Below are 20,328 nucleotides of genomic sequence, written 5' to 3' on the forward strand. Positions count from 1 at the left end.
TTTGTGCGTTGCGCCATCAGTGCGCCCCAAAAAGCGCGGGGGGCCTGATGGCCCCCCGCAAACACACCGGATGAGAAAATGCCTTACTTGGCGGCGCTATCCTTCACGCACTTCTGGACAAAGCTGTTCTTGGCCGCGCCAGCCAGCTTCTTGTCGGCCGCCGCCTTCTCGCACTTGGCCGCCGGATCCACTGCCGCGCCCGTCTTCACGCACTTCTGGATAAAGCTGTTCTTGGCCGCACCGGCCAGCTTCTTGTCGGCGGCCGCCTTCTCGCACTCGCCGGTCGCAGCGCCAGCAGCATCTTTCACGCACTTGCCGACAAAGCTGGTCTTGGCGGCACCGTTAAGCTTTTTGGCCGCGGCCTGCGCCTCGCACTGCAACTGGGCTGCGTCGTTGGCAAAGACCGGATTGGCCAGCAGCACGCTGCCGCAGAGCAGGCCGAACAGGATGGTACGCTTCATGGGAGATCTCCTCTCTATCTGGTGATGTGTTTGCATGGTCATATTTGCATGACGATGTGTTGCAAATGGCTGTGATTGCAACAGCTGATTGTTGCCGCAGACCCCCCACCTCGCCAGCTTGGGAGACGGAGCACAGGGCAACCATCGCCCGCACTATAGCGCCGATTGCCGGAGCGGGACTGCCCCCGCCAGCCCCTCTTCAACGGTAAGCCCGCTACCCTATTCCACCCCACACCCACCAACCCCAATAAAATCAAGGGCCATGGGAATCCAGTGCCCGATCCGTGCGATTTGTTGAGCCAGCGCAAAAAAGGCGATTTTTCTGATAGTTACGTCATTTTTTGACTGGTGAGAGCAGATTCGATTGGCTTAACATAGCCATCAGGTGCCTATTCATCAGTGATGGGCTGCTGCCCCCCGCTGGTTATGGAGCATATTGGAAGCTGTAATCCACGAGCAGTAGCGTGGGTTTTGGTGGCGTTACGCCTCACCCAAAAGATGGGTGTCCCAAATTTAAAATTTCGGTTCCAAATTTCGGTTAATATAAATAAGGATTATTAAAATGATTTTTGAAGAAAAAGATATGAGAGATTTGGAGAAAGCAGTAAATTTATTGGAGCAAGATACAATCACAGAAAAAATGACTCAGGTTGTTGGAAAACCAATAGATTACTTGATGAGTAAGCTTCCTAAAGGTGCTGAAAAACAAATTCATAACCTAGTAGAAAAAGCACTTCACAAGGCTGCAGACGCGGCTCTGGGGAGCTTAAACAATGAGCCAAATCGCGAAGCATCAACTAAAACAAATAAGCTTTTTGCTGCTGTTTCTGGGGCTGTAGGTGGAGCTTTCGGCTTTACTGCACTAGCTATTGAACTACCAATTTCAACGACAATCATGCTTCGTTCAGTTGCTGACATAGCGAGAAGTGAAGGTTTTGATTTAGAAAAAGTAGAGACGAAGCAGGCTTGTCTAGAGGTGTTTGCCTTAGGTGGGCCATCTGAGGGAGATGATGCTGTCGAAACTGCATACTATGCAACAAGAAGCTTTACCGCTGAGGCTATGCAGATACTGTCCAAAGAACTTGCAGAGATCGCTGCAAGACAAGCATCAGCAAATGCATTTAAAAAATTAACACCAGCACAAACAGGGAAGTGGCTAGCTTCTTTAATAGAAAAAATTGCTGCAAGGTTCGGTGTGGTCATCACAGAAAAGGCGGCAGCACAAGCAGTACCGATTATAGGTGCTGTTGCAGGAGCTACATTAAACGCAATGTTCACCGACTATTACCAAGATATGGCTCGTGGTCATTTTATTATTAAACGGCTTGAAAATAAGTATGGCTTTGAGCTGGTGAAAGCTGAATATACAAGAGTTTCAAGTCTTGCTATGGCCTAACAAATGCTTCAAGAGGAGCAGCACGTAGGCTCGATTAGCGAAGCGTAATCGGACGCTCGCGATACAAATATTTCGTGATATTGCCAGTTGCCTTTAGATTCCGACTTTCACCCACAAAAATCCCCCGTTACTGGGGGATTTTTATTTCTATCGGTTATCTCAGCTCGGCGGCTTACCCCACCAAAAACTCCCTTAACCGGGCAAACTCCGCTGGCAAATTAACGGAGAGCAGCGGCAGCTCGGCGTGCTTGGCAAGCGGGCCGGGCAGCGGCACATCCAGATTCAGGATTTCGTCCACCGACTCCTTGAACTTGGCGGGATGGGCGGTGCAGAGGAACACGCCGACTTCATCCCCGGCCAGCTGTTCACCCAACAGATCCCAGGCAATGGCGCCGTGGGGTTCGCAGAGGTAATCCAGCTGGTGCAGCCGTTTGAGCGCAGCGCGGGTCTGGGCATCGTCACGCATGCCAGAACCCAGGGTCTCCAGCGCCCAGCCTTTGCGACGGCAGAGCTCTTCTACCCGCGGCCAGTTGTTGGGGCGGCTGACATCCATGGCGTTCGACAGGGTTGCCACTGTCTGGTGCGGCTCCCACTGACCGGTTTTCAGGTAGCGCGGCACGGTGTCGTTGGCGTTGGTGGCAGCGATAAAGCGCTTCACCGGCAGCCCCAGCGCCTTGGCGATAAGGCCTGCGGTGAGGTTGCCAAAGTTGCCGGACGGCACGCTGATCACCGCCTTGGCGCGATCGGCTTTCGGCAACTGGGCCACCGCCTCGAAGTAGTAGCAAACCTGCGCCAGCAGACGACTGATATTGATGGAGTTGGCGGAGTTGAGGCCAATGGCCTTTTTCAGCGCTTCGTCGTCAAAGGCCTGTTTTACCAGCGCCTGACAGGCATCGAAGTCACCGTCGATGGCGATGGTGCGGATATTGCCGCCGAGGGTGCAGAAGAGCTTCTCCTGCAAGGGGCTGATCTTGCCCTTGGGATAGAGGATCACCACCTCGATCCCCTCCAGCCCGTAGAAGGCGTGGGCCACGGCGGCGCCGGTGTCGCCGGAGGTGGCGGTGAGGATAGTAATTTTGTCGTTGGTTCTAAAGGCGGCGAGGCACTGGGCCATAAAGCGGCCGCCGAAATCCTTGAACGCCAGAGTCGGGCCGTGGAACAGTTCGAGGGCATAAGTGCCATCCTTGAGTTTCACCAGCGGCGCCGGGAAGGTGAAGGCGGCGTTAATCAGCTCGCTCACTTTCGCTGCGGGCACTTCGTCCCCCAGCAGGTGGCTCAGGATGCGAGCAGAGCGTTCGGCCAGCGGCAGATCCAGCAGGGCATCCACATCGGCGAGCGGTTCGAGTTGTTCGGGGAAGAAGAGCCCCTGTTCGCGACCCAAGCCCTGACGCACCGCCTGCGCGAAGCTCACCTGTTCGCTGTTGTCCTTGATGTTGTAGAGATTCATAGCTCGCTTCCTGTTACCCGTGCCCCGGCCATGTCCAGTTTACAGACCCGGGCAAATCCATCTTCGTTCTGCACAAAATGTGCTTCCATCCAATCCTTCATCCGCTCGGCCTGCGCTAGATCCTTCATCACCACAAACACGGTGGGGCCGGAGCCGGAGATGCCGGTAGCCAGCGCCCCGTTCTGGGCCGCCTGCGCCCGCACCTCGGCAAAGCCTTCGATCAGCGCCGCGCGGTAGGGTTCGGCAATCACGTCTTTCAAAACGCTGGCGGCCAGCCCCTCCTGTCCGGTGTAGCTGGCGTGAACAAAGGCAGCCAGGCGACGACCGTAGGTGAGGCAATCCTGACGGCGATATTGGGCCGGCAAGATGGCGCGGGCAGCCGCGGTCGAAACCACGGTCCCCGGGTAGCAGACCACCCAGTACCACTGATCGAACACCGGAATACCCTGACTGATAACGCCGTGCTCTTCCAGCACCAGCTGCATGCCGCCGAGATAACAGGGTGCCACGTTGTCGTAGTGGACGGAGCCGGAGATCTTGCCTTCCATCTCCCCCATCAGCAGCAGCATGTCGTGCTCGTCGAGCGGCTCGCCGTGAAAGGCGTTGAGCCCCTCCAGCGCCGCCACCACGCTACAGGCGCTGGAACCCAGCCCCGAGCCCACTGGCAAGTTCTTCTCCAGCACCATTTCGAGGGGCTTGAGTTTAAGGCCGCGCTTCTCCAGCGCCTCGCCATAGGCGACCCAGCAGTCATGGAGGATATTCTTTTTCGGATCGTCCGGCAGCTTGTGGGCGTAGCGGCCCACGGATGAGAGGGCGAACGGCACGTCAGCCGCTTTTACCTGCACCCGATCGCCCAAGAGGGAGCCATCAACGGGGGCGAGCGCCGCCCCCAGTACATCGAATCCCACGCTCAGGTTGGCGCTGGAGGCGGGGGCATAGGCGACGACGCTGCCGCCTTCAGTCATATAAGAGGGGTACATGTCTGAACTCATGCTTATAGCTCCTGCTTCCAGTTCTGGGTGCGCAGCACGTCGGCAAAGACGCCCGCCGCGGTCACTTCGGTACCGGCGCCATAGCCACGCAGCACCAGCGGGATCGGCTGGTAGTAGGTGGAGAAGAAGGCGAGCGCGTTCTCCCCGTCTTTGACCTTGAACAGCGGCTCGTCGCCACCGACCGCCTTGATGGCCACCTTGCACTTGCCACCCTCGATGGAACCCACATAGCGCAGCACCTTGCCTTCACGCTGGGCGGCGGCGAACTGGTCGCGGAACCAGCCATCGGCTTCGGGCAGGCGGGCCATAAAGGCTTCCACGTCGCCACTGACGTCAAAGCCGGGTGGCAGTGCCTGCTCCACCTCGACATCGGAGAGCTCCAGCGCCATGCCAGCCTCACGAGCCAGAATGAGCAGCTTGCGCGCCACATCCATGCCGTTGAGATCGTCGCGGGGATCCGGCTCAGTAAAGCCGTTGCTGCGAGCAATCTTGGTGGCTTCAGAGAAGGCCATCCCCTCATCCAGCTTGCCGAAGATAAAGGAGAGGGAACCGGACAGAATGCCATCGAAGGCACGCAGCTTGTCACCGGCCTTGATGAGGTTCTGCAGGTTCTCGATAACCGGCAAACCGGCGCCCACGTTGGTCTCGTACAGGAACTTGCGGCGAGTCTGGCGGGCGGTGCGGCGCAGCGCCTTGTAGTAATCGAGCGAGCCGGTGTTGGCCTTCTTGTTCGGGGTAACCACATGGAAACCGGCGGCGAGGAAGTCCGCATACTGGACGGCCACCGCCTCGGAGGAGGTGCAGTCGACGATCACCGGGTTGATGATGTGGCTATCTTCCACCAGCTTTTTCACCCCTTCCAGCGAGAAGCTGTCGCGGGCTTCCACCAGCTGTTCACGCCAGTTGGCGAGGTTCAGACCATCCTTGTTGACCGCCATCTGGCGGCTGTTGGCGATGCCGACCACCCGCAGGCCAGTGCCCTGCTCGGCCAGAACCGGTTGCTGGCGGGCGATCTGATCCACCAGCGCGGCACCGACGCCACCGACACCGACCACAAAGAGATCGATAAACTGCTGGCTGCCAAAGAAGTTCTGGTGACACGCCTTGATGGCTTCCGCCACCTTGCGATCCCGCACCACCGCCGAGATTGAGCGCTCGCTAGAGCCCTGCGCGATGGCGACGATGTTGATGGAGGCTTGCGCCAGCGAGGTGAAGAAGCGGGCCGCCATCCCCTTGCTGGTGCGCATGCCGTCACCGATGAGGGAGATGATCGCCAGATCGCTGATGATATCCAGCGGCTCCAGCAGCTGGTTTTTGAATTCGAGCTCGAACTCGCGCTCCAGCACCTTGCGGGTCTTCTCACTGTCGTAGCTGTGGATACAGAAGCTGACGCTGTACTCGGAAGATGACTGGGTGATCAGCACGATACTGACCCCGGCGCGGGAGACGGCTGAGAAGATGCGACCGGCCATGCCGACCATCCCCTTCATGCCGGGGCCGGAGACGTTGAACATGCACATGCCGGAGAGATCCGAGATGGCCTTCACTTTCAGGTCATCGTCGCCGCTCTCCGGGCCGATCAGGGTGCCCGGCCCCTGCGGGTTGAAGCTGTTCTTGATGAGGCAGGGAATATGGAACTGGGCCACCGGCGCGATGGTTTTCGGGTGCAGCACCTTGGCACCGAAGTAGGAGAGCTCCATCGCCTCCTTGTAGGAGAGGGTTTTCAGCAGGTAGGCATCCGGCACCAGACGGGGATCGCAGCTGTAGCAACCCTCGACGTCAGTCCAGATCTCGCAGCACTCGGCATCGACGCAGGCGGCCAAAACGGCTGCGGAGTAGTCGGAGCCGTTGCGACCCAGCAGCACGGTCTCGCCCTTGTCGCTGCCACCGGTAAAGCCCGGCATCAGGTAAAGACAGTCGCTACGCAGCCCCTTGGCGGCAAAGCGCAGGCGGGAGGCTTCGATATCGACATGGGCTTCCAGATAGCCGCCGTCGGTGACCAGCAGCTCTTCCGGTACGATCAGCTCCAGATCCAGACCGCGCACCCGCAGCAGTTCGTGCATAAAGGCGATGGAGAGGTTCTCGCCACGGCTCAGAATGCGCGCCTGCACGTTGTCCGGGCAGAGGCCCAGCAGACGAATGCCCTGCATCAGCCGCTCCACCTGATCCAGCTCGGCGGTGAGACGGGCCAGCAGCGCCTTGTCATCGAGCGCCGGATAGGCCGCCTTCAACCCGGCCAGCAGGCGGGAGAAGATGCCGTTCACTTCAAACAGGGTGGAACTGGCATCCATGCCGCGACTGGTCTGCTCCACCAGCGCCACCAGATGATTGGTCACCTTGGCAGGTGCAGAGAGCACCAGGGCTACCTGAGATTGGCCGTGGGTGTTGACCGCGATATCGGCCACCCGTAAAAAACGCTCTGCATCGGCCAGTGAAGACCCGCCAAATTTCAACACTCTCATCGCTTTCTCTCCCTGTAAATCTATGAAATTCAATCTAAAAACCAATCCAACAAAAAGGCCCGTACTGGGTGGGTACGGGCCTTTTTAGATTTCTGTGCTTGTTCGTCAGCGCATCAACCGGCCCCAGTGCCACCTGTGGTGGTACCGGTAATAATGGTGGTGGTGATGACGTTGGTGAATAACTGCATGACGAACACTCGTTGACGAAGCTGGCTTTTAGCAATACCGCGGCGGGCGATGGGCTGTCAACTTAAACCTCTTTGCCAAGTTTGCGCGCAAGGTCTTTGCAGAGCAGGTGGAGCATGTTCAAATCCCGCTGCGGCAGCATGGGTACTCGGTCCATCACCCATTGATGCAGTTTTTCATCCTGCGAAACTCCGAGTTCACCAAGCAATTCTGCTGTTTTGCTTTTCAGCACCCGAACCTGCCCGGCGTTATCAAAATTTTCTGCTACCGCAGCGCCGCCGTCGGCGTTCAGCTCATCCATCAGCTGACTCATCTCGTAGGCGTAGAGCATGATCGCCTGCCCCAGATTAAGGGAGGGGTAGCTCACCTTGAGCGGCAGATAACTGATGAGATCGACCTCGGCCAGCTGCTCGTTGGAGAGCCCCGATTCCTCGCAGCCAAAGACGATCGCGACCTTGTTGAGTGAAGGTTTGCTGCGGATCTGCTCGCGGATCTCCCCCGGGGTGAGGTAGTGCTGGTAGCGACCGCGCTCACGGGCGGTGGTGGCGATCACCAGATCCATGTCGGCCAGCGCCTCGGGCAGGGTATCGAACGCTTCGGCCTGAGTCAGGATCTCCTGGGCGCCGTGAGCTACCCAGCTCGCCTCCTCCTCTTCGTGTACCCGGCTCGCCACCAGTCGCATGGCATCGAATCCCATGGTTTTCATGGCGCGGGCAGCCGCCCCCACATTCGCAGGTCGGGCAGGTGCCACCAGGACAAAATAGAGCTTCATCGGGTTTCCTCACAGGCCGGACGGCCTCTCAAACAGACAGCAAACAGTCGCTAAACCATCACCAAAACAGGGGCGCAATCTACCGTTTATCCCCGAAAATTGCCACTTGAACAGACGTTTGAATGTTGCGATAGTGGCCTGACGTGTGAACAAATTACACCCAATCCTTCGCGCTATCGGCCCGACAGATCACAAGGAAGAGAGAGATGCAGCAGCCATTGGAACAGGCCGTCGCCGAGACTATCTTGCAACGCTTCGAGTCGTTTTACAGCCGGTTTCTCGAGATAACCCAGGGCAGCAAGAGCCGCTTCGAGAACAGTGACTGGCTGGGGGTACAGCTCGCCGGGCGCGAGCGTATTCGCCTCTATGACCACCATGTGGGGGCCACCGCCAGCTCCATCCGCCAGATGATGGGGGAGCACCACGCCACTCAGGAGCTGCTCAAGCGGGTCAAAAGCGCCTTCAGCGATCTGCTGCCCCGTTGTGACAACTTCGAGGTGGCGGAGTCCTTCTTCAACTCCGTCTATCGCCGGATCTTTCGCCATCGCAATATCCGCGACGAAAACCTCTATATCCACCCCTTTGTCAGCCGTGGCGAAAAACCGGACCTGAGCGCCCTGCTGCGCATCTATCGCACCGATCTCGCCCACCTGCCGCAGACCCTGAGCCAGCTTTTGGGGGATTACAGCTTCACCCTCCCCTACGAGGACAAGCAGCGGGATATTGTCGACATCCACCGCCATCTTGCGGAGAACGGCCCACAAATACTACATGACGAACCGTTTGCCATCGAGCTATTGAAAGAGGTGTTCTACCGCAACAAGGGGGCCTATCTGGTGGGGCTGATCCGGGCCCGGGATCAGGTGTTCCCCTTTATCCTGCCCCTGCTCAGCACCGGCCACAGCATCTATGTGGATACAGTTATCTTCGAGCCGGACCTCGCCTCCATCGTGTTTGGTTTCGCCCGCGCCTATTTCATGGTCTATGCCCGCGAACCGGCGCTGTTTGTCGCCTTCCTGCGCCAGATCATGCCCCACAAGCCCGATTACGAGATCTACAACGCCATCGGCTGCCAAAAACATGGCAAGACCGAGCTCTATCGCCACTACCGTCACCATCTGGCCCAGAGTCGGGATCAGTTCATCATCGCGCCGGGCATCAAGGGGATGGTGATGAGCGTGTTCACCCTCCCCTCCTACGATGTGGTGTTCAAGGTGATAAAAGACGAGTTCACGCCCCCCAAGGATGTGAGCCACGAGCAGGTGAAGGCGAAGTATCGGCTGGTAAAACAGCACGATCGGGTTGGCCGGATGGCCGATACCCAGGAGTTCACCAACTTCGAGTTTCCGCTGGATCGCATCTCGCCGGAACTGCTGGCCGAGCTCAAGACGGTGGCGCCCTCGGCCCTCACCATCACGGACGACAAGCTGGTGATCAAGCACCTCTACACCGAGCGCAAGATGATCCCCCTCAACCTCTATCTGGACAAGGCGGACGAGCAGCAAACCCGGCTCGCGCTGGAGGAGTACGGCAACGCCATCAAGCAGCTGGCGGCGGCCAACATCTTCCCAGGGGACATGCTGTTCAAGAACTTTGGCGTCACCCGTCACGGCCGGGTGGTCTTCTACGACTACGACGAGATCTGCTACATGACGGAGTGCAACTTCCGCCAGATCCCGCCGCCCCGCTACCCCGAGGATGAGTGGAGCGCCGAGCCCTGGTACTCGGTCGCCCCCAACGACATCTTCCCAGAGGAGTTCGCCACCTTCCTGCTGCAAAAGCCGCAGGTGCGGGAGATCATGCTGCAACTGCACAAGGAGATGTTCGACGCCAACTACTGGAAGATGCTGCAGAGCAACATCAAGGTGGGAGTGTTCGAGGATGTCTACCCCTACCGGCGCAAGAAACGCTTCAAGTACCAACGCGGCGGCTGATCCCGCTGGCCCAGCGCGAATGGCAGCAACGAAAACGGGGTGACCCAAGCCACCCCGTTTTGCTATCCGCTTTGCGCCTTAACTGCCGCGACGGCGGATCACCCCCTCCTGCATGGTGCTCGCCACCAGCACCCCGTCACGGGTGAAGAACTGGCCGCGTACCAGACCGCGACCGCTGCTGGCGCTCGGGCTGTCTACCACGTAGAGCAGCCAGTCGTCGAAGCGGAAATCCCGGTGGAACCACATGGAGTGATCGATGGTCGCCACCTGCATATCCGGCTCCCAGTACGACACCCCGTGGGGCTGCAGCGAAGTGAGCAGGAAGTTGAAGTCGGAGGCGTAGGCCAGCAGGTATTTGTGCACTCGCAGATCGTCCGGCATCTGGCCGTTGGCCTTGAACCAGACGTGACGCACCGGATCCTGCACCGTCGGCCGAATAGGGTCGACCAGGGTCACCGGGCGCATCTCGATGGGCTGCTCGCAGAGGATCTTGTCACGCAGGGAGGCCGGGATCAGGTTCTCGTAGGGGCGCACCAGCTCCAGCTCGCTCTTGAGCTCCTCCGGCGGGGTGATGCCGGTGGGCATCTGCGCCTGATGCTCGAAGCCATCGGCCGGCACCTGAAACGAGGCGTTGAGATAGAAGATGGGCTTGCCGCCCTGAATCGCCTTGACCCGGCGGGTGGAGACGGTCTGGCCGTCGCGGATATTCTCCACGTCATAGACGATGGGACGGGTCACATCCCCCGGACGCAGGAAGTAGGAGTGAAAACTGTGAACCTGACGACCGGTCTCGACCGTCTGCTTGGCGGCTGACAAGGCCTGCCCCATTACCTGTCCGCCAAACACGGCCCGCAGACCGAGATCCTGGCTCTGGCCCCGAAACAGGCCCTCCTCGATTTTTTCCAGCGCCAGCAACGCCAGCAGCCCATCAAGTACCTTGCTCATTGTTCACTCCTCTGTCAGAGCCGCACAGGCTAACAAGCTCACCGGAGCAGAGCAACCTCGGCCACGTCTTAGCGGGCAAGCTGACGACAGAAACGCCCCGCCCCCCCCTTACCCACCGCCCTTTGGCCTGTGCAGGGCGGGTATTGGATGTAAACATTGGATACAAAAAAGCCCGCACCATCTGGTGCGGGCCTTTTGCTTGGCCGACTACGCGCTATTTGACGGCGCGCAGTACGCAACGGGTTGTCGGCTTAGGACACCTCCGGTCATGGTGGCGACTGTACCACCTAAAAATGGTGTCCGGGATGATTAGACCACTACAATATGATGTACAAAGCGACACAAAAAGGTTATAAAAAATACTCAATGGTGTAAAAACACCCCCTTCGAAATACCTTTATTTTTTTACTGTACGATTTCATTGGGGTCTTTGATGCCGAAGGTTGTTGGCACGATGCTTGATATTTAGGAAAAACAACTTATTCGATCAAAGGACGAAACATGGCGTTATTGAGATACGCAAACTTAGGAATTCACCGGCCAGACATCCTGCTTAGTAAAGCAGTGAGTGGTCTTGGTGACTTTTATAAGTATTTAGTCACCACTCGAAAATACCTAGAAAGTACGAAGGCTGTTAAAGCGATAGCTTGGGAGAAGCTGGACGATGCTCAACGTGGAGTATGGATACAATTAGTTGAGCCAGCTGATAACTGCGGTGATTTCGAAAAGAACTTAAAGCTCTTTTTAGATGAAAGTACCGACACGGTATACGAAGCAAGCCCCGCGAGATGGAAAGCCGTGGGTAGTGCTGCTAGAGAATGCCCAAATTGTAAAAGTCACGGTAAACCTAAAATGGCTTATGCAACTGAGGAGCATGCGGACGAAATTGCGAGTGAATTAGGTAATGGGCTGTCGTCGTATGAGTGTCCAGACGGTTATGGTTGGCATTTGACTGGGAAATCACAAAGCAATGTTGGATTCAATAAATCCAACGCAATTTCAGTCCTAGACAGAAATGTAGAAAATGACAGCTTGTTATTGGATCGTTTACCTGACCACGACTATTTGGTTATTCGTCCAAACACATACCAGTTAAAGTGTCAGATTAATGCATTACAAAGCTTACAAGACACACCTTCTATTCACCATCTTCCGCTATTGAGGCTGTTTGAAGGTAAGGATCATGCTAAGTGGCCGAATGTTCCTTATGATGAGCACTTATTTAACGATGACTACTACGTTCTTGCTGATGGTGCGAGGGAGGGAACATCTCAGCAGCGTGAGTTTGTAAATATTGCACTCAATACACCAGACTTTGCCTTCCTTGAGGGCCCCCCAGGATCTGGTAAAACTACAGCCATTTGCGAACTGATTCTTCAATTCATAAAGCGAGGTAAGCGGATCTTACTTTGTGCATCAACTCACGTTGCTGTTGACAATGTTCTTGAGAGAATGATGTCTGAGGAAAATATTTATCGCGACATGGTGTTACCTGTGCGGATTGGAGATAAATCAAGCGTTCAAAAGGCAAAGCCATGGCAATTGGAAGAGTTCGTTAAAACTGAACGCACAAGATTGCTAAAACATCTTCAGCAACAACCACACATTTCAGTTAGTCAGAAGTTACTTAAAAGTAAGGTCGGTGAAGGTAAACATATTGTTGAACGTCTTGTTCTTGAAGCAGCGAATTTAGTTTGCGGGACAACCATTGGTTTGCTTCAGCATCCTGATATCAAAAATAAACAATCAACATCGCCAATCTTCGATGTGATGATTGTTGACGAAGCATCAAAAACAACGTTTCAAGAGTTTTTGGTGCCAGCAGTACTTGCCAAGCGTTGGATCATGGTGGGAGACCCAAAACAGCTTTCGCCTTATGTTGATGATGAAGCTACCGAAGTAAATTTGAAGCCATGTTTACAGGATAGTTATCAGCGAGAAGCATGCGCAGATGTTTTCTCTGCTCGACAAATTAATTTTCAGAAACGAGAAGTATCCTTGGTTTGCACTGACGATGAAAAGACAATTGAATTTTATCATCAGCAAGCAAAGGCCAAAAATGTATTGGTTGCATCATCTAAAGGACCTAAGACAGCTATCCCTTACGCATCAGTAGTCCTTGGTTCGTCAGCATTCATCGCTCAGAATGCTAATCACCTTCCCCTAGATTTGACGACCATAAGGGGGCTACCTGCGTTACCGAAAAAGTTAGAAATGCGACTTGCAGCGCATTCGAGATTAACTCGTACAAAAATCAAGACCGAGTCAGATAGCTGGGAATCTCAGTTAGCGTGGCGACTGGCTCGTATGTACGAACAGCGCCTAAATACAGAATCTAACGGAAGTTCTAAAACTGCTAACAAGTTAGAGGAAGATATCAAAGCGCTACTACCATTTGACTCAGAAAAAGATACGTTCACTGCAATAGACAGGGTACGTAGGATCGCACTGCCTTCTATTCTTGAATCACTGCAAGTTGGATTTGAACGAACAGAGTATCAGAATCAAGGCACCGCTCTGTCTGATGGACTTCCAGCCAGTGTTTTGGATCAACGACAAATACGGCTTAGTTACCAGCACAGGATGCATCCAGACATTGCCGAGTTTTCCCGAGTACATATATACAATGAAAAAGCACTGCAAAGCCCTGATGGCCAGGCTGAAAAGCGGGACTGGGGATATCGAAACGGCTCACATCGTTGTATATGGCACGATGTTAAAGGTCGAAAAGGAAAAGAAGGTGAAATTACCGCTGAAGTAGAAGAAATATTAAAAGAGTTAAGTCGCTTTGATTCTTGGGCAAAATCAAACCTACATGTTGATAAAAACCAACAAAAGCCTTGGGAAGTTGCTGTTTTGGCTTTCTATCGGGCGCAAGAGCGAGCTATACGTAGAGCTTTACGAAAGTGGACGGGAAATCATCACGGAGTAAGGCATTTCTATCGAGGTGAAAAATCCTCACCGTATATTGATATTCAGATATGTACCGTAGACCGTTTTCAGGGGCATGAGGCTGACTTTGTCATGCTTAGTTTCGCAAATAATCATCCCACGAGTTTTCTCGAAAGCCCAAATCGCTTGAATGTGGCAATTACGAGGGCCAAGCATCAGCTCATTGTGTACGGAAACCGATCTGCAATGCAAAAGGCATCGGGTGTGTTAGGTACTTTTGCAAGCAATTCATACTGGTCTACAACCATTGAGACTGAATCACAGGAGGCACTATGAGCCAAGACATCATACTAAAACGAGAAATTAAGACTGAAACTTGGCTCATACAGGGTGAAATCGCGCTGGCAGATAGCCGTCCAGAAATTAACTGCGTGCTGCAATTCCTTCACGACTATCCAGATGCGAGTTCAGCAGAGTGCTCTGAGCATTTATTTGGAGATAAAATTGGACGTCGTGTCGTTGCTGATAGGTTACTAAATATATGTCGGTTATATGGACTTGCTGAGTCTAGTCGAGACCAATACAGGCTCACTGAATCAGGATCGATTGCTCTTGAGAAAGATCAAATCCTAGTACCAGAAGATGGATGTTGGAGCCTTTGCGTTTGTCATGAGCCTTTATTGCCTCATCCACTTCTTACTATTGAAGCGCACACAGAGCCTAGTGCAGTGTCAATCGGACTTGGAAAAAACAGAAACCAGCTAAATGAAAGAGCAAAGCGACTAGTTGAGGTTCCTCAACTAGTCAAAGACGTTTGTGGCCTGAAGGTTGAACCAATAGGTGGTGGTTCGGAAGTACGCGTTGACAAAATTGAACTCAAAGGTGAGCGCATCTCACCTCAAGGAAAACCGTATTACATCGAGTGGAATGTGACTGATGGCAATGTCGATGTGAAGCGCGGAAAGGATCTTATATTTTCACGTCGGGTTGAACCAATCAACCGTCAGCAAGTTTTGAAAGTACTTCTGCATAGTGAGGGCTTGCTTGAACAATGGGATGAGCAAACTGAAATCTTGTCAGTGGTTTTCGAAAATACTACTGAATCTGAGCGAATCAATATGAAACGCTCGGTAAGTGTAAAAAGACCATCTGTTCACAAGTTGGGCTCGTTTGATGCGATGAAGTTACACAATATTTCTATATCATCATTGACTGAATTGGATGCTAGAAAGTGGTCTGAATGGAGATTAGAGAAAAATATCAATATGTACGCCACTAATAGCAAATACCAAATTTGGAGAGAGAAAGCACTCGAACCTTTTAGAGATTGGAATTTTACACTACCTGATAGGGCTGAACTGGCAAATCAGTTTTGGATTGAGGAAGACCAGCAAAATCAGCGTACCTGGCATGTAATTGCTGCCCATGATTGGAACCTATAAGGAATAATAGTGATGAATCTAATTGAAAAGTTTACTAAGACAGAAACCAAGATTGTTGATCAATCAAATACCAAGTTGCCCCCTGTGCTTTTGCCTGTTTTACCTAAACAGGTATCTGCTCCGCAACCTATTAATAGCTCTTTGTTCTGCAATGAGCTCCAATCAAGAGTTGTCGAATTAATCGATAATGCCGAGCACTCGGTTATTCTTAGTACGTTTTTGCTTGCTGATGAGAATGTCGAATCTGCTGTCCTAAAAGCTGCAAAGCGCAAAGTTAGTGTGTACATACTATTGGCATGTGAGACTCGTCTTGATGGCGATGTGCCTGACGATGACTTTGGCAAGAAGTGTCTTGTGCAACATAAGGAAATGTTAAATAAATTGTCTGGACATGTTCACTTTGCATCTGCGCCGCATTTCCACGCAAAAGCCGTTGTTATAGATGCATTACATGAAACTGGTAATGCGAAAGGGTTGCTTTTAACGGCAAACCTTACAGAAGAAGCTCTTTTACGAAATGAAGAGTTGGGGGTCTCGCTTTCACGCCATCAAATAGCTGAGATCGTGAATGTGTTCCGTTGGGCAATCTTCGAGAGTGCGCAGCACCATATGACAAGCCGTGGTGAATTCTCAGCATATAAGTCGCCGGGCAATGTCAGATATCCAAGGGAATTAACTGAAATACTGGTCACATCGAGTGAAGACGCTCGAATTAGGGAACACGCATTAGCGTTGATAAATCAAGCGGAAAATGAACTCATCATATCGAGTTTTGGATGGCAAGAGGACCATCAGCTTGTAAAATCAATATGTGAACGTGCGAAGTCGGGGCTAAAAGTCACCATACTATCTCGCCAAAGACCCGCAGCCATGCCAGCGTTGTTGGCTATGAAACAGGCTGGTGCATCGGTGATGTGTTTTAAATGGCTACATGCCAAAGCGATTGTAGTAGATGGAATGCATGGCATGGTGATGTCGGCCAATTTTCAAGCGCATGGTATGGATCAAGGCTTTGAGTTAGGCGTAAAGCTCACAGGTACTCAGGTAAAAGAGCTGATGAATTGCTTCGATGTGTTTTTAACTAATAGCCATAATCAATTGCACATAGATATGAGTCTAGGGATGATTTCTGGTGGTTTTGAAGCTTGGGAAAGTAATATATTCAAGAGGTACTCTGTCAGCGAAGTAGACATTGTTGAGTTATCTCCTATAAAAGCAGATTGTTTGTCTGATATGGATAAGCACCAAAAAATACCCAATGCAAACTGGCGGGAAAAAACCTCGCACAAGATTGAGTATAAATGGCGTATAGAGCCACCAGTTATCACTAACGCCAGTCCAGAGTATTTCAAACCTTTAACGGCTAAGGATGAAACTTCTAAGAAGCAGGATTCAGGATCGCCTAGAGAAAGTTATGAGCCAAAGGTTGTTCGACTGACAAAAAAACAGTTAGCTATTACGGTTCGTCAAGAATCCGAACTTGCCATGGCAACAAGGCTGAAGCAAAGTGAATTGCCAAACGCCCTAATTGTATTGGAGGCGTAACTTTGGATAACAAAAACACGCTGCTTTGTTGGCACTCAAAAAGAGCTGGGGTTGAGGTATTAGACGAAGCGTTAAAGCGGCTTAAGAATCGTAAAGTTTATGTTGGCAAAGTAATTGTGCTTACTCAGTCAGCTGGGGATAACAGTCTGTACAAAGAGCATGAATTTGGCGATATACAGATTACCTTTCGAACTGTAGCTATCGAGAACCCAGCTGATCACAACGAAATTTATCACGCAATAGAATCTGAGATTATTCCAGAGCTAAAGCTTGAACAACATCTTCATATCAATGTATCGCCGGGAACTCCGGCGATGCATGCTGTTTGGTTGATTCTTCATGCTCGGGGGCATTTTCCACGCGAAACAATCCTCTGGTCATCACAATATAACCCCGATACCAAAAGAACCAGCATTGTCAAAGTTGATTTCAGTGTAAACACGTATCTGGCAGAGATCTCTGCTATTTCAAGTTCAGAGAGCGGTTACGCCCTTTACGATTTAGACCCTAAATCAAAAGCAAGGCAGAATGCATTACAAACGTTAAAGCAGTTCTCTTGCGTTCCCAAAGCTCCGTTACTTGTACTGGGTGAACGTGGTACAGGGAAAACGAGACTAATTGAAACCGTTGTCGGTAGGGTAAAGCAAAAGCAGGTTGTTACGCTCGCATGTGGAGGACTAGATTCTCAAGTGGTTGATAGTATGTTGTTTGGCCACGTAAAAGGGGCGTTCACTGGGGCGGAAAAGAATCGCAATGGGCTTTTGAAAGAAGCAAATGGAAAAGTATTGTTCTTGGATGAGATACAAGATTTACCAACTTCGGTTCAGCGAAAGCTGGTTCGAGTGCTTCAAGATAACCATCACAGTTTTCGCCCTGTTGGAAGTGACATTGAGGAAGCATCTGACTTCGAGCTAGTTTGTGCGAGTAATAAATCACTTGAGCAATTGGCAACGATACTCGATGCTGATTTCTTTGATCGTGTATCCATGCTAACAATAACAATACCTCCACTTCGTGCATGCAGAGAAGATATTTTTTCGGATTGGCAAAGAATCTGGCAGGAAGTTAATGTTAACCCCAATCTGCCTGCGGAAGCTCCAGTGTCAAATGAGTTAATCCAGTTTTTTAACTCGGCATATTTACCAGGTAACTTGCGTGACCTAAAAAAGCTGGCATACATGTCTTGTGCTTTTTTGAGCTCTCAAACTACAGAGTTGGCAATCTCTAGCTCATTAGCTTCGTTGGGCGAGCCTGTTATCCAGGAGGATAGTCCTGACACAAGGTTTGCATTTGGTGATTTATCCAAGACAACTAAGGATGAGTTAACGAAAGCGTTTCATAAGGAATTTGCAACAGCTGCCAAAAAGCAATTCGGTACATGGGTTAAAGCCGCAGAAGCATTGAAGGTGGATCAAAAAACTTTGCAAAAGTATATGAGAGACAATTGAGTTATTTTGATGTCCCATTTGTAGTGGTCTAATCATCCCGGACACCATTTTAGGTGGTACAGTCGCCACCATGACCTGAGGTGTTCAATGACAAGATTACGTCGCTCATTTACTGCCGAATTCAAACTCGAAGCCGCATCCCTGGTGCTCGACCAGGGATATTCTGTCCCCGAAGCCAGTCGTTCACTGGATATCGGTGAAACCATACTTCGCCGCTGGGTTCGGCAACTGCAATCCGAACGCAGTGGCACTACCCCAATCAGCAAAGCACTGACTCTGGAGCAGCAAAAAATTCAGGAACTGGAAGCCCGCATCAACCGGCTCGAACGTGAGAAGGACATTCTAAAAAAGGCTACTGCTCTCTTGATGACGGACGAGTTCACACGTACGCGCTGATAGACCGATTAAGGGAGCAAGCCCCCATCACTCTGGTCTGCTGCGCCTTCGATGTTCCCACCTCCTGTTTTTACGATTATCTGGCTCGCAGGCGGACGATTAACCGTGAGCGCATGCAACAGCGCTCTGAGTTGCGCCGTTTGTTCAAAGAGAGCAGGGATTCGGCTGGCAGCCGCGCCTTGATGTCGATGATGCGAGAGTTGGGGTATCAGATTGGTCGATTCAAAGTACGTAACCTGATGAAGGAAGCCGGCCTGGCATCCAAACAGCCGGGCGCACACCGCTATAAGGTGGCACGGTCTGAACGACCGGACATTCCCAATCTGCTGGCCCGCGAATTTGATGTCCAACAACCCAATCAGGTGTGGTGTGGCGATATCACCTACGTCTGGGCAGGTGGTCGTTGGCATTACCTGGCAGCGGTGCTTGACCTGCATACCCGGCGGGTTGTGGGGTGGGCGATGTCAGATAAACCAGATGCCGAGCTGGCCATCAAAGCACTTGAGATGGCGTATCAGCAGCGGGGTTGTCCGTCAGGCGTGCTGTTTCACTCTGACCAGGGCAGCCAATATGGCAGCCGGGCATTTCGGCAACGACTGTGGCGCTATCGCATGACCCAGAGTATGAGTCGGCGTGGCAACTGCTGGGATAACGCCCCGATGGAACGGTTGTTCAGAAGCCTGAAGTCAGAGTGGCTCCCGGCAAGGGGATATATGAGCCTGCGGGAAGCAAAGCGGGATATCAGTTATTACCTGATGGATCACTACAACTGGCGACGTCCACATCAATACAATGACGGGATACCGCCAGCAAAAGCCGAAGATCGGCCTAACCAAGTGTCCGGATTTAGTTGACCACTACAGGACAATGAAAATAAAAAAGCCCGTATCTGTTGATGCGGGCCTTTACTTGGCCGACTGCGCACTTGAACGGCACGCAGTTCGCAACGGGCTATCGGCTTACTTGCTGCCGGTGCCTGAGTTGCGGGTAGAGGCTTGCGGCTTGCGACGGGCGGTGGTGGCGCGAGCGCGCGGCTCTTTGCCCTGCATCTCTTTGTGACGCTGCACAGCGCGACGGATCTGGGCGGCCTGCTTGTGACGGCTGGTTTTGCCATCCTGCTGCAGATCGACCTTGGATTCGGTCTCCGGCGGCAGGTTGACCAGACCGCGCAGGTAGTTCACTTCCGGCAGTTTCAGCTCTTGCCAGCCGCCGCGCGGGATGCCGCGGTCCAGCTTGACATCGCCGTAGCGGATACGCATCAGGCGGCTCACCTGCACTTCCTGGGATTCCCACAGGCGGCGCACTTCGCGGTTGCGACCTTCGGTCAGGGTGACGTTGAACCACTGGTTCAGACCCTCACCGCCAGCCGGTTTGATCTTGTTGAACTTGGCGGTGCCATCTTCCAGCTGCACGCCCTTGCGCAGACGCTGCAGCATGGCTTCGGTGATCTCGCCAAAGACACGGACCGCGTATTCCCGCTCCACTTCGTGGCTCGGGTGCATCAGGCGATTGGCCAGCTCACCGTCTGTAGTGAACAGCAGCAGACCTGAGGTGTTGACGTCGAGGCGGCCGACCGCGATCCAGCGGGCACCTTCCATCTTGGGCAGACGATCAAACACGGTGGGACGACCTTCCGGATCGTGACGGGTACACATCTCCCCTTCCGGCTTGTGGTAAGCCAGTACGCGGCAGATAACTTCCTCTGCGGCACGGGTCTTGACCTGGTGACCATCCACCCGGATCACGGCGTTCACTTCGACGCGATCCCCCAGTGTGGCGACCTTGCCATCCACACTGACCCGACCTGCGGTGATCAGGGCCTCCATCTCACGACGGGAGCCGTGACCCGCGCGGGCCAACACTTTTTGCAGTTTTTCACTCATCGGGGTTACCTGATTGTTGATCGCTGCCCACTGGTAAAAGGGGCAACGGGGTTAACTGTAACAAACGCTGGTTGGAGCACTCACCACAGTTGAAAAATGTATATCTCGGTGAAATCGGCACGCTTGG

Annotated in this window: 14 protein-coding genes; 7 read left to right on the top strand and 7 right to left on the bottom strand. The window is 52.9% G+C overall.

Annotation, left to right across the window (positions count from 1 at the left end; genetic code table 11):
* Nucleotides 1-83: 83 nt before the first annotated feature.
* Nucleotides 84-461 (bottom strand): hypothetical protein, encoded by a 378-nt coding sequence (locus tag ACTG27_RS09970; RefSeq protein ID WP_005338113.1) that lies wholly within the window; start codon nucleotides 459-461, stop codon nucleotides 84-86.
* 562 nt (nucleotides 462-1,023) lie between these two features.
* Here ACTG27_RS09970 and ACTG27_RS09975 point away from each other — a divergent pair.
* A complete protein-coding gene (locus ACTG27_RS09975) occupies nucleotides 1,024-1,857 on the top strand; it encodes an EcsC family protein (RefSeq protein WP_128836177.1) in 834 nt (277 codons plus the stop codon).
* Between the two features lie 172 nt (nucleotides 1,858-2,029).
* On the opposite strand, the gene thrC is transcribed toward ACTG27_RS09975, so the two are convergent.
* The 4 genes from thrC to ACTG27_RS09995 all read right to left on the bottom strand — a co-directional run bounded on the left by thrC (nucleotide 2,030) and on the right by ACTG27_RS09995 (nucleotide 7,716).
* Entirely contained in the window at nucleotides 2,030-3,304 is a 1,275-nt protein-coding gene (thrC, locus tag ACTG27_RS09980) for a threonine synthase (protein WP_439979606.1), read from the bottom strand.
* On the bottom strand, nucleotides 3,301-4,296 hold the full coding sequence (thrB, locus tag ACTG27_RS09985) for a homoserine kinase (protein WP_139411142.1): 996 nt from the start codon (nucleotides 4,294-4,296) through the stop codon (nucleotides 3,301-3,303). The genes thrC and thrB overlap by 4 nt, the downstream gene beginning before the upstream one ends.
* A gap of 2 nt (nucleotides 4,297-4,298) precedes the next feature.
* Entirely contained in the window at nucleotides 4,299-6,758 is a 2,460-nt protein-coding gene (thrA, locus tag ACTG27_RS09990; protein ID WP_019445660.1) for a bifunctional aspartate kinase/homoserine dehydrogenase I, read from the bottom strand.
* 250 nt (nucleotides 6,759-7,008) lie between these two features.
* On the bottom strand, nucleotides 7,009-7,716 hold the full coding sequence (locus ACTG27_RS09995; RefSeq protein WP_100654199.1) for a tRNA/rRNA methyltransferase: 708 nt from the start codon (nucleotides 7,714-7,716) through the stop codon (nucleotides 7,009-7,011).
* A 206-nt stretch (nucleotides 7,717-7,922) separates the two neighbouring features.
* On the opposite strand from ACTG27_RS09995, the gene aceK reads away from it, so the two are divergent.
* Nucleotides 7,923-9,650 (top strand): bifunctional isocitrate dehydrogenase kinase/phosphatase, encoded by a 1,728-nt coding sequence (gene aceK, locus ACTG27_RS10000; protein WP_258720911.1) that lies wholly within the window; start codon nucleotides 7,923-7,925, stop codon nucleotides 9,648-9,650.
* Between the two features lie 78 nt (nucleotides 9,651-9,728).
* Here the strand turns inward: aceK and tesB are convergent, their stop codons facing one another.
* Entirely contained in the window at nucleotides 9,729-10,595 is an 867-nt protein-coding gene (tesB, locus tag ACTG27_RS10005) for an acyl-CoA thioesterase II (RefSeq protein ID WP_042032451.1), read from the bottom strand.
* A 501-nt stretch (nucleotides 10,596-11,096) separates the two neighbouring features.
* Between tesB and ACTG27_RS10010 the strand changes: the two genes are divergently transcribed.
* The 5 genes from ACTG27_RS10010 to ACTG27_RS10030 all read left to right on the top strand — a co-directional run bounded on the left by ACTG27_RS10010 (nucleotide 11,097) and on the right by ACTG27_RS10030 (nucleotide 19,172).
* Nucleotides 11,097-13,823: a DEAD/DEAH box helicase family protein gene (locus tag ACTG27_RS10010; protein ID WP_439979607.1), complete on the top strand. Its 2,727-nt coding sequence runs from the start codon at nucleotides 11,097-11,099 to the stop codon at nucleotides 13,821-13,823.
* The gene (locus ACTG27_RS10015; RefSeq protein WP_330125019.1) at nucleotides 13,820-14,929 is read left to right on the top strand and encodes a hypothetical protein; all 1,110 of its coding nucleotides are present in this window, start codon (nucleotides 13,820-13,822) and stop codon (nucleotides 14,927-14,929) included. Before ACTG27_RS10010 ends, ACTG27_RS10015 begins: the two co-directional genes overlap by 4 nt.
* 12 nt (nucleotides 14,930-14,941) lie before the next feature.
* The gene (locus ACTG27_RS10020; protein ID WP_439979608.1) at nucleotides 14,942-16,474 is read left to right on the top strand and encodes a phospholipase D-like domain-containing protein; all 1,533 of its coding nucleotides are present in this window, start codon (nucleotides 14,942-14,944) and stop codon (nucleotides 16,472-16,474) included.
* A gap of 2 nt (nucleotides 16,475-16,476) precedes the next feature.
* Nucleotides 16,477-17,922 (top strand): sigma-54-dependent transcriptional regulator, encoded by a 1,446-nt coding sequence (locus ACTG27_RS10025; RefSeq protein ID WP_439979609.1) that lies wholly within the window; start codon nucleotides 16,477-16,479, stop codon nucleotides 17,920-17,922.
* An 87-nt stretch (nucleotides 17,923-18,009) separates the two neighbouring features.
* A protein-coding gene (locus tag ACTG27_RS10030) for an IS3 family transposase (protein ID WP_368150226.1) occupies nucleotides 18,010-19,172 on the top strand; the annotation gives its coding sequence in 2 pieces (ribosomal slippage) (nucleotides 18,010-18,265 and nucleotides 18,265-19,172; 1,164 coding nt in all).
* A gap of 105 nt (nucleotides 19,173-19,277) precedes the next feature.
* Here the strand turns inward: ACTG27_RS10030 and rluB are convergent.
* Entirely contained in the window at nucleotides 19,278-20,201 is a 924-nt protein-coding gene (gene rluB / locus ACTG27_RS10035) for a 23S rRNA pseudouridine(2605) synthase RluB (protein ID WP_005347347.1), read from the bottom strand.
* Nucleotides 20,202-20,328 lie beyond the last annotated feature (127 nt).

The organism is Aeromonas sp. 97A (assembly GCF_051919185.1).
In the GTDB taxonomy this organism is placed as follows: Bacteria; Pseudomonadota; Gammaproteobacteria; order Enterobacterales; family Aeromonadaceae; genus Aeromonas; species Aeromonas veronii.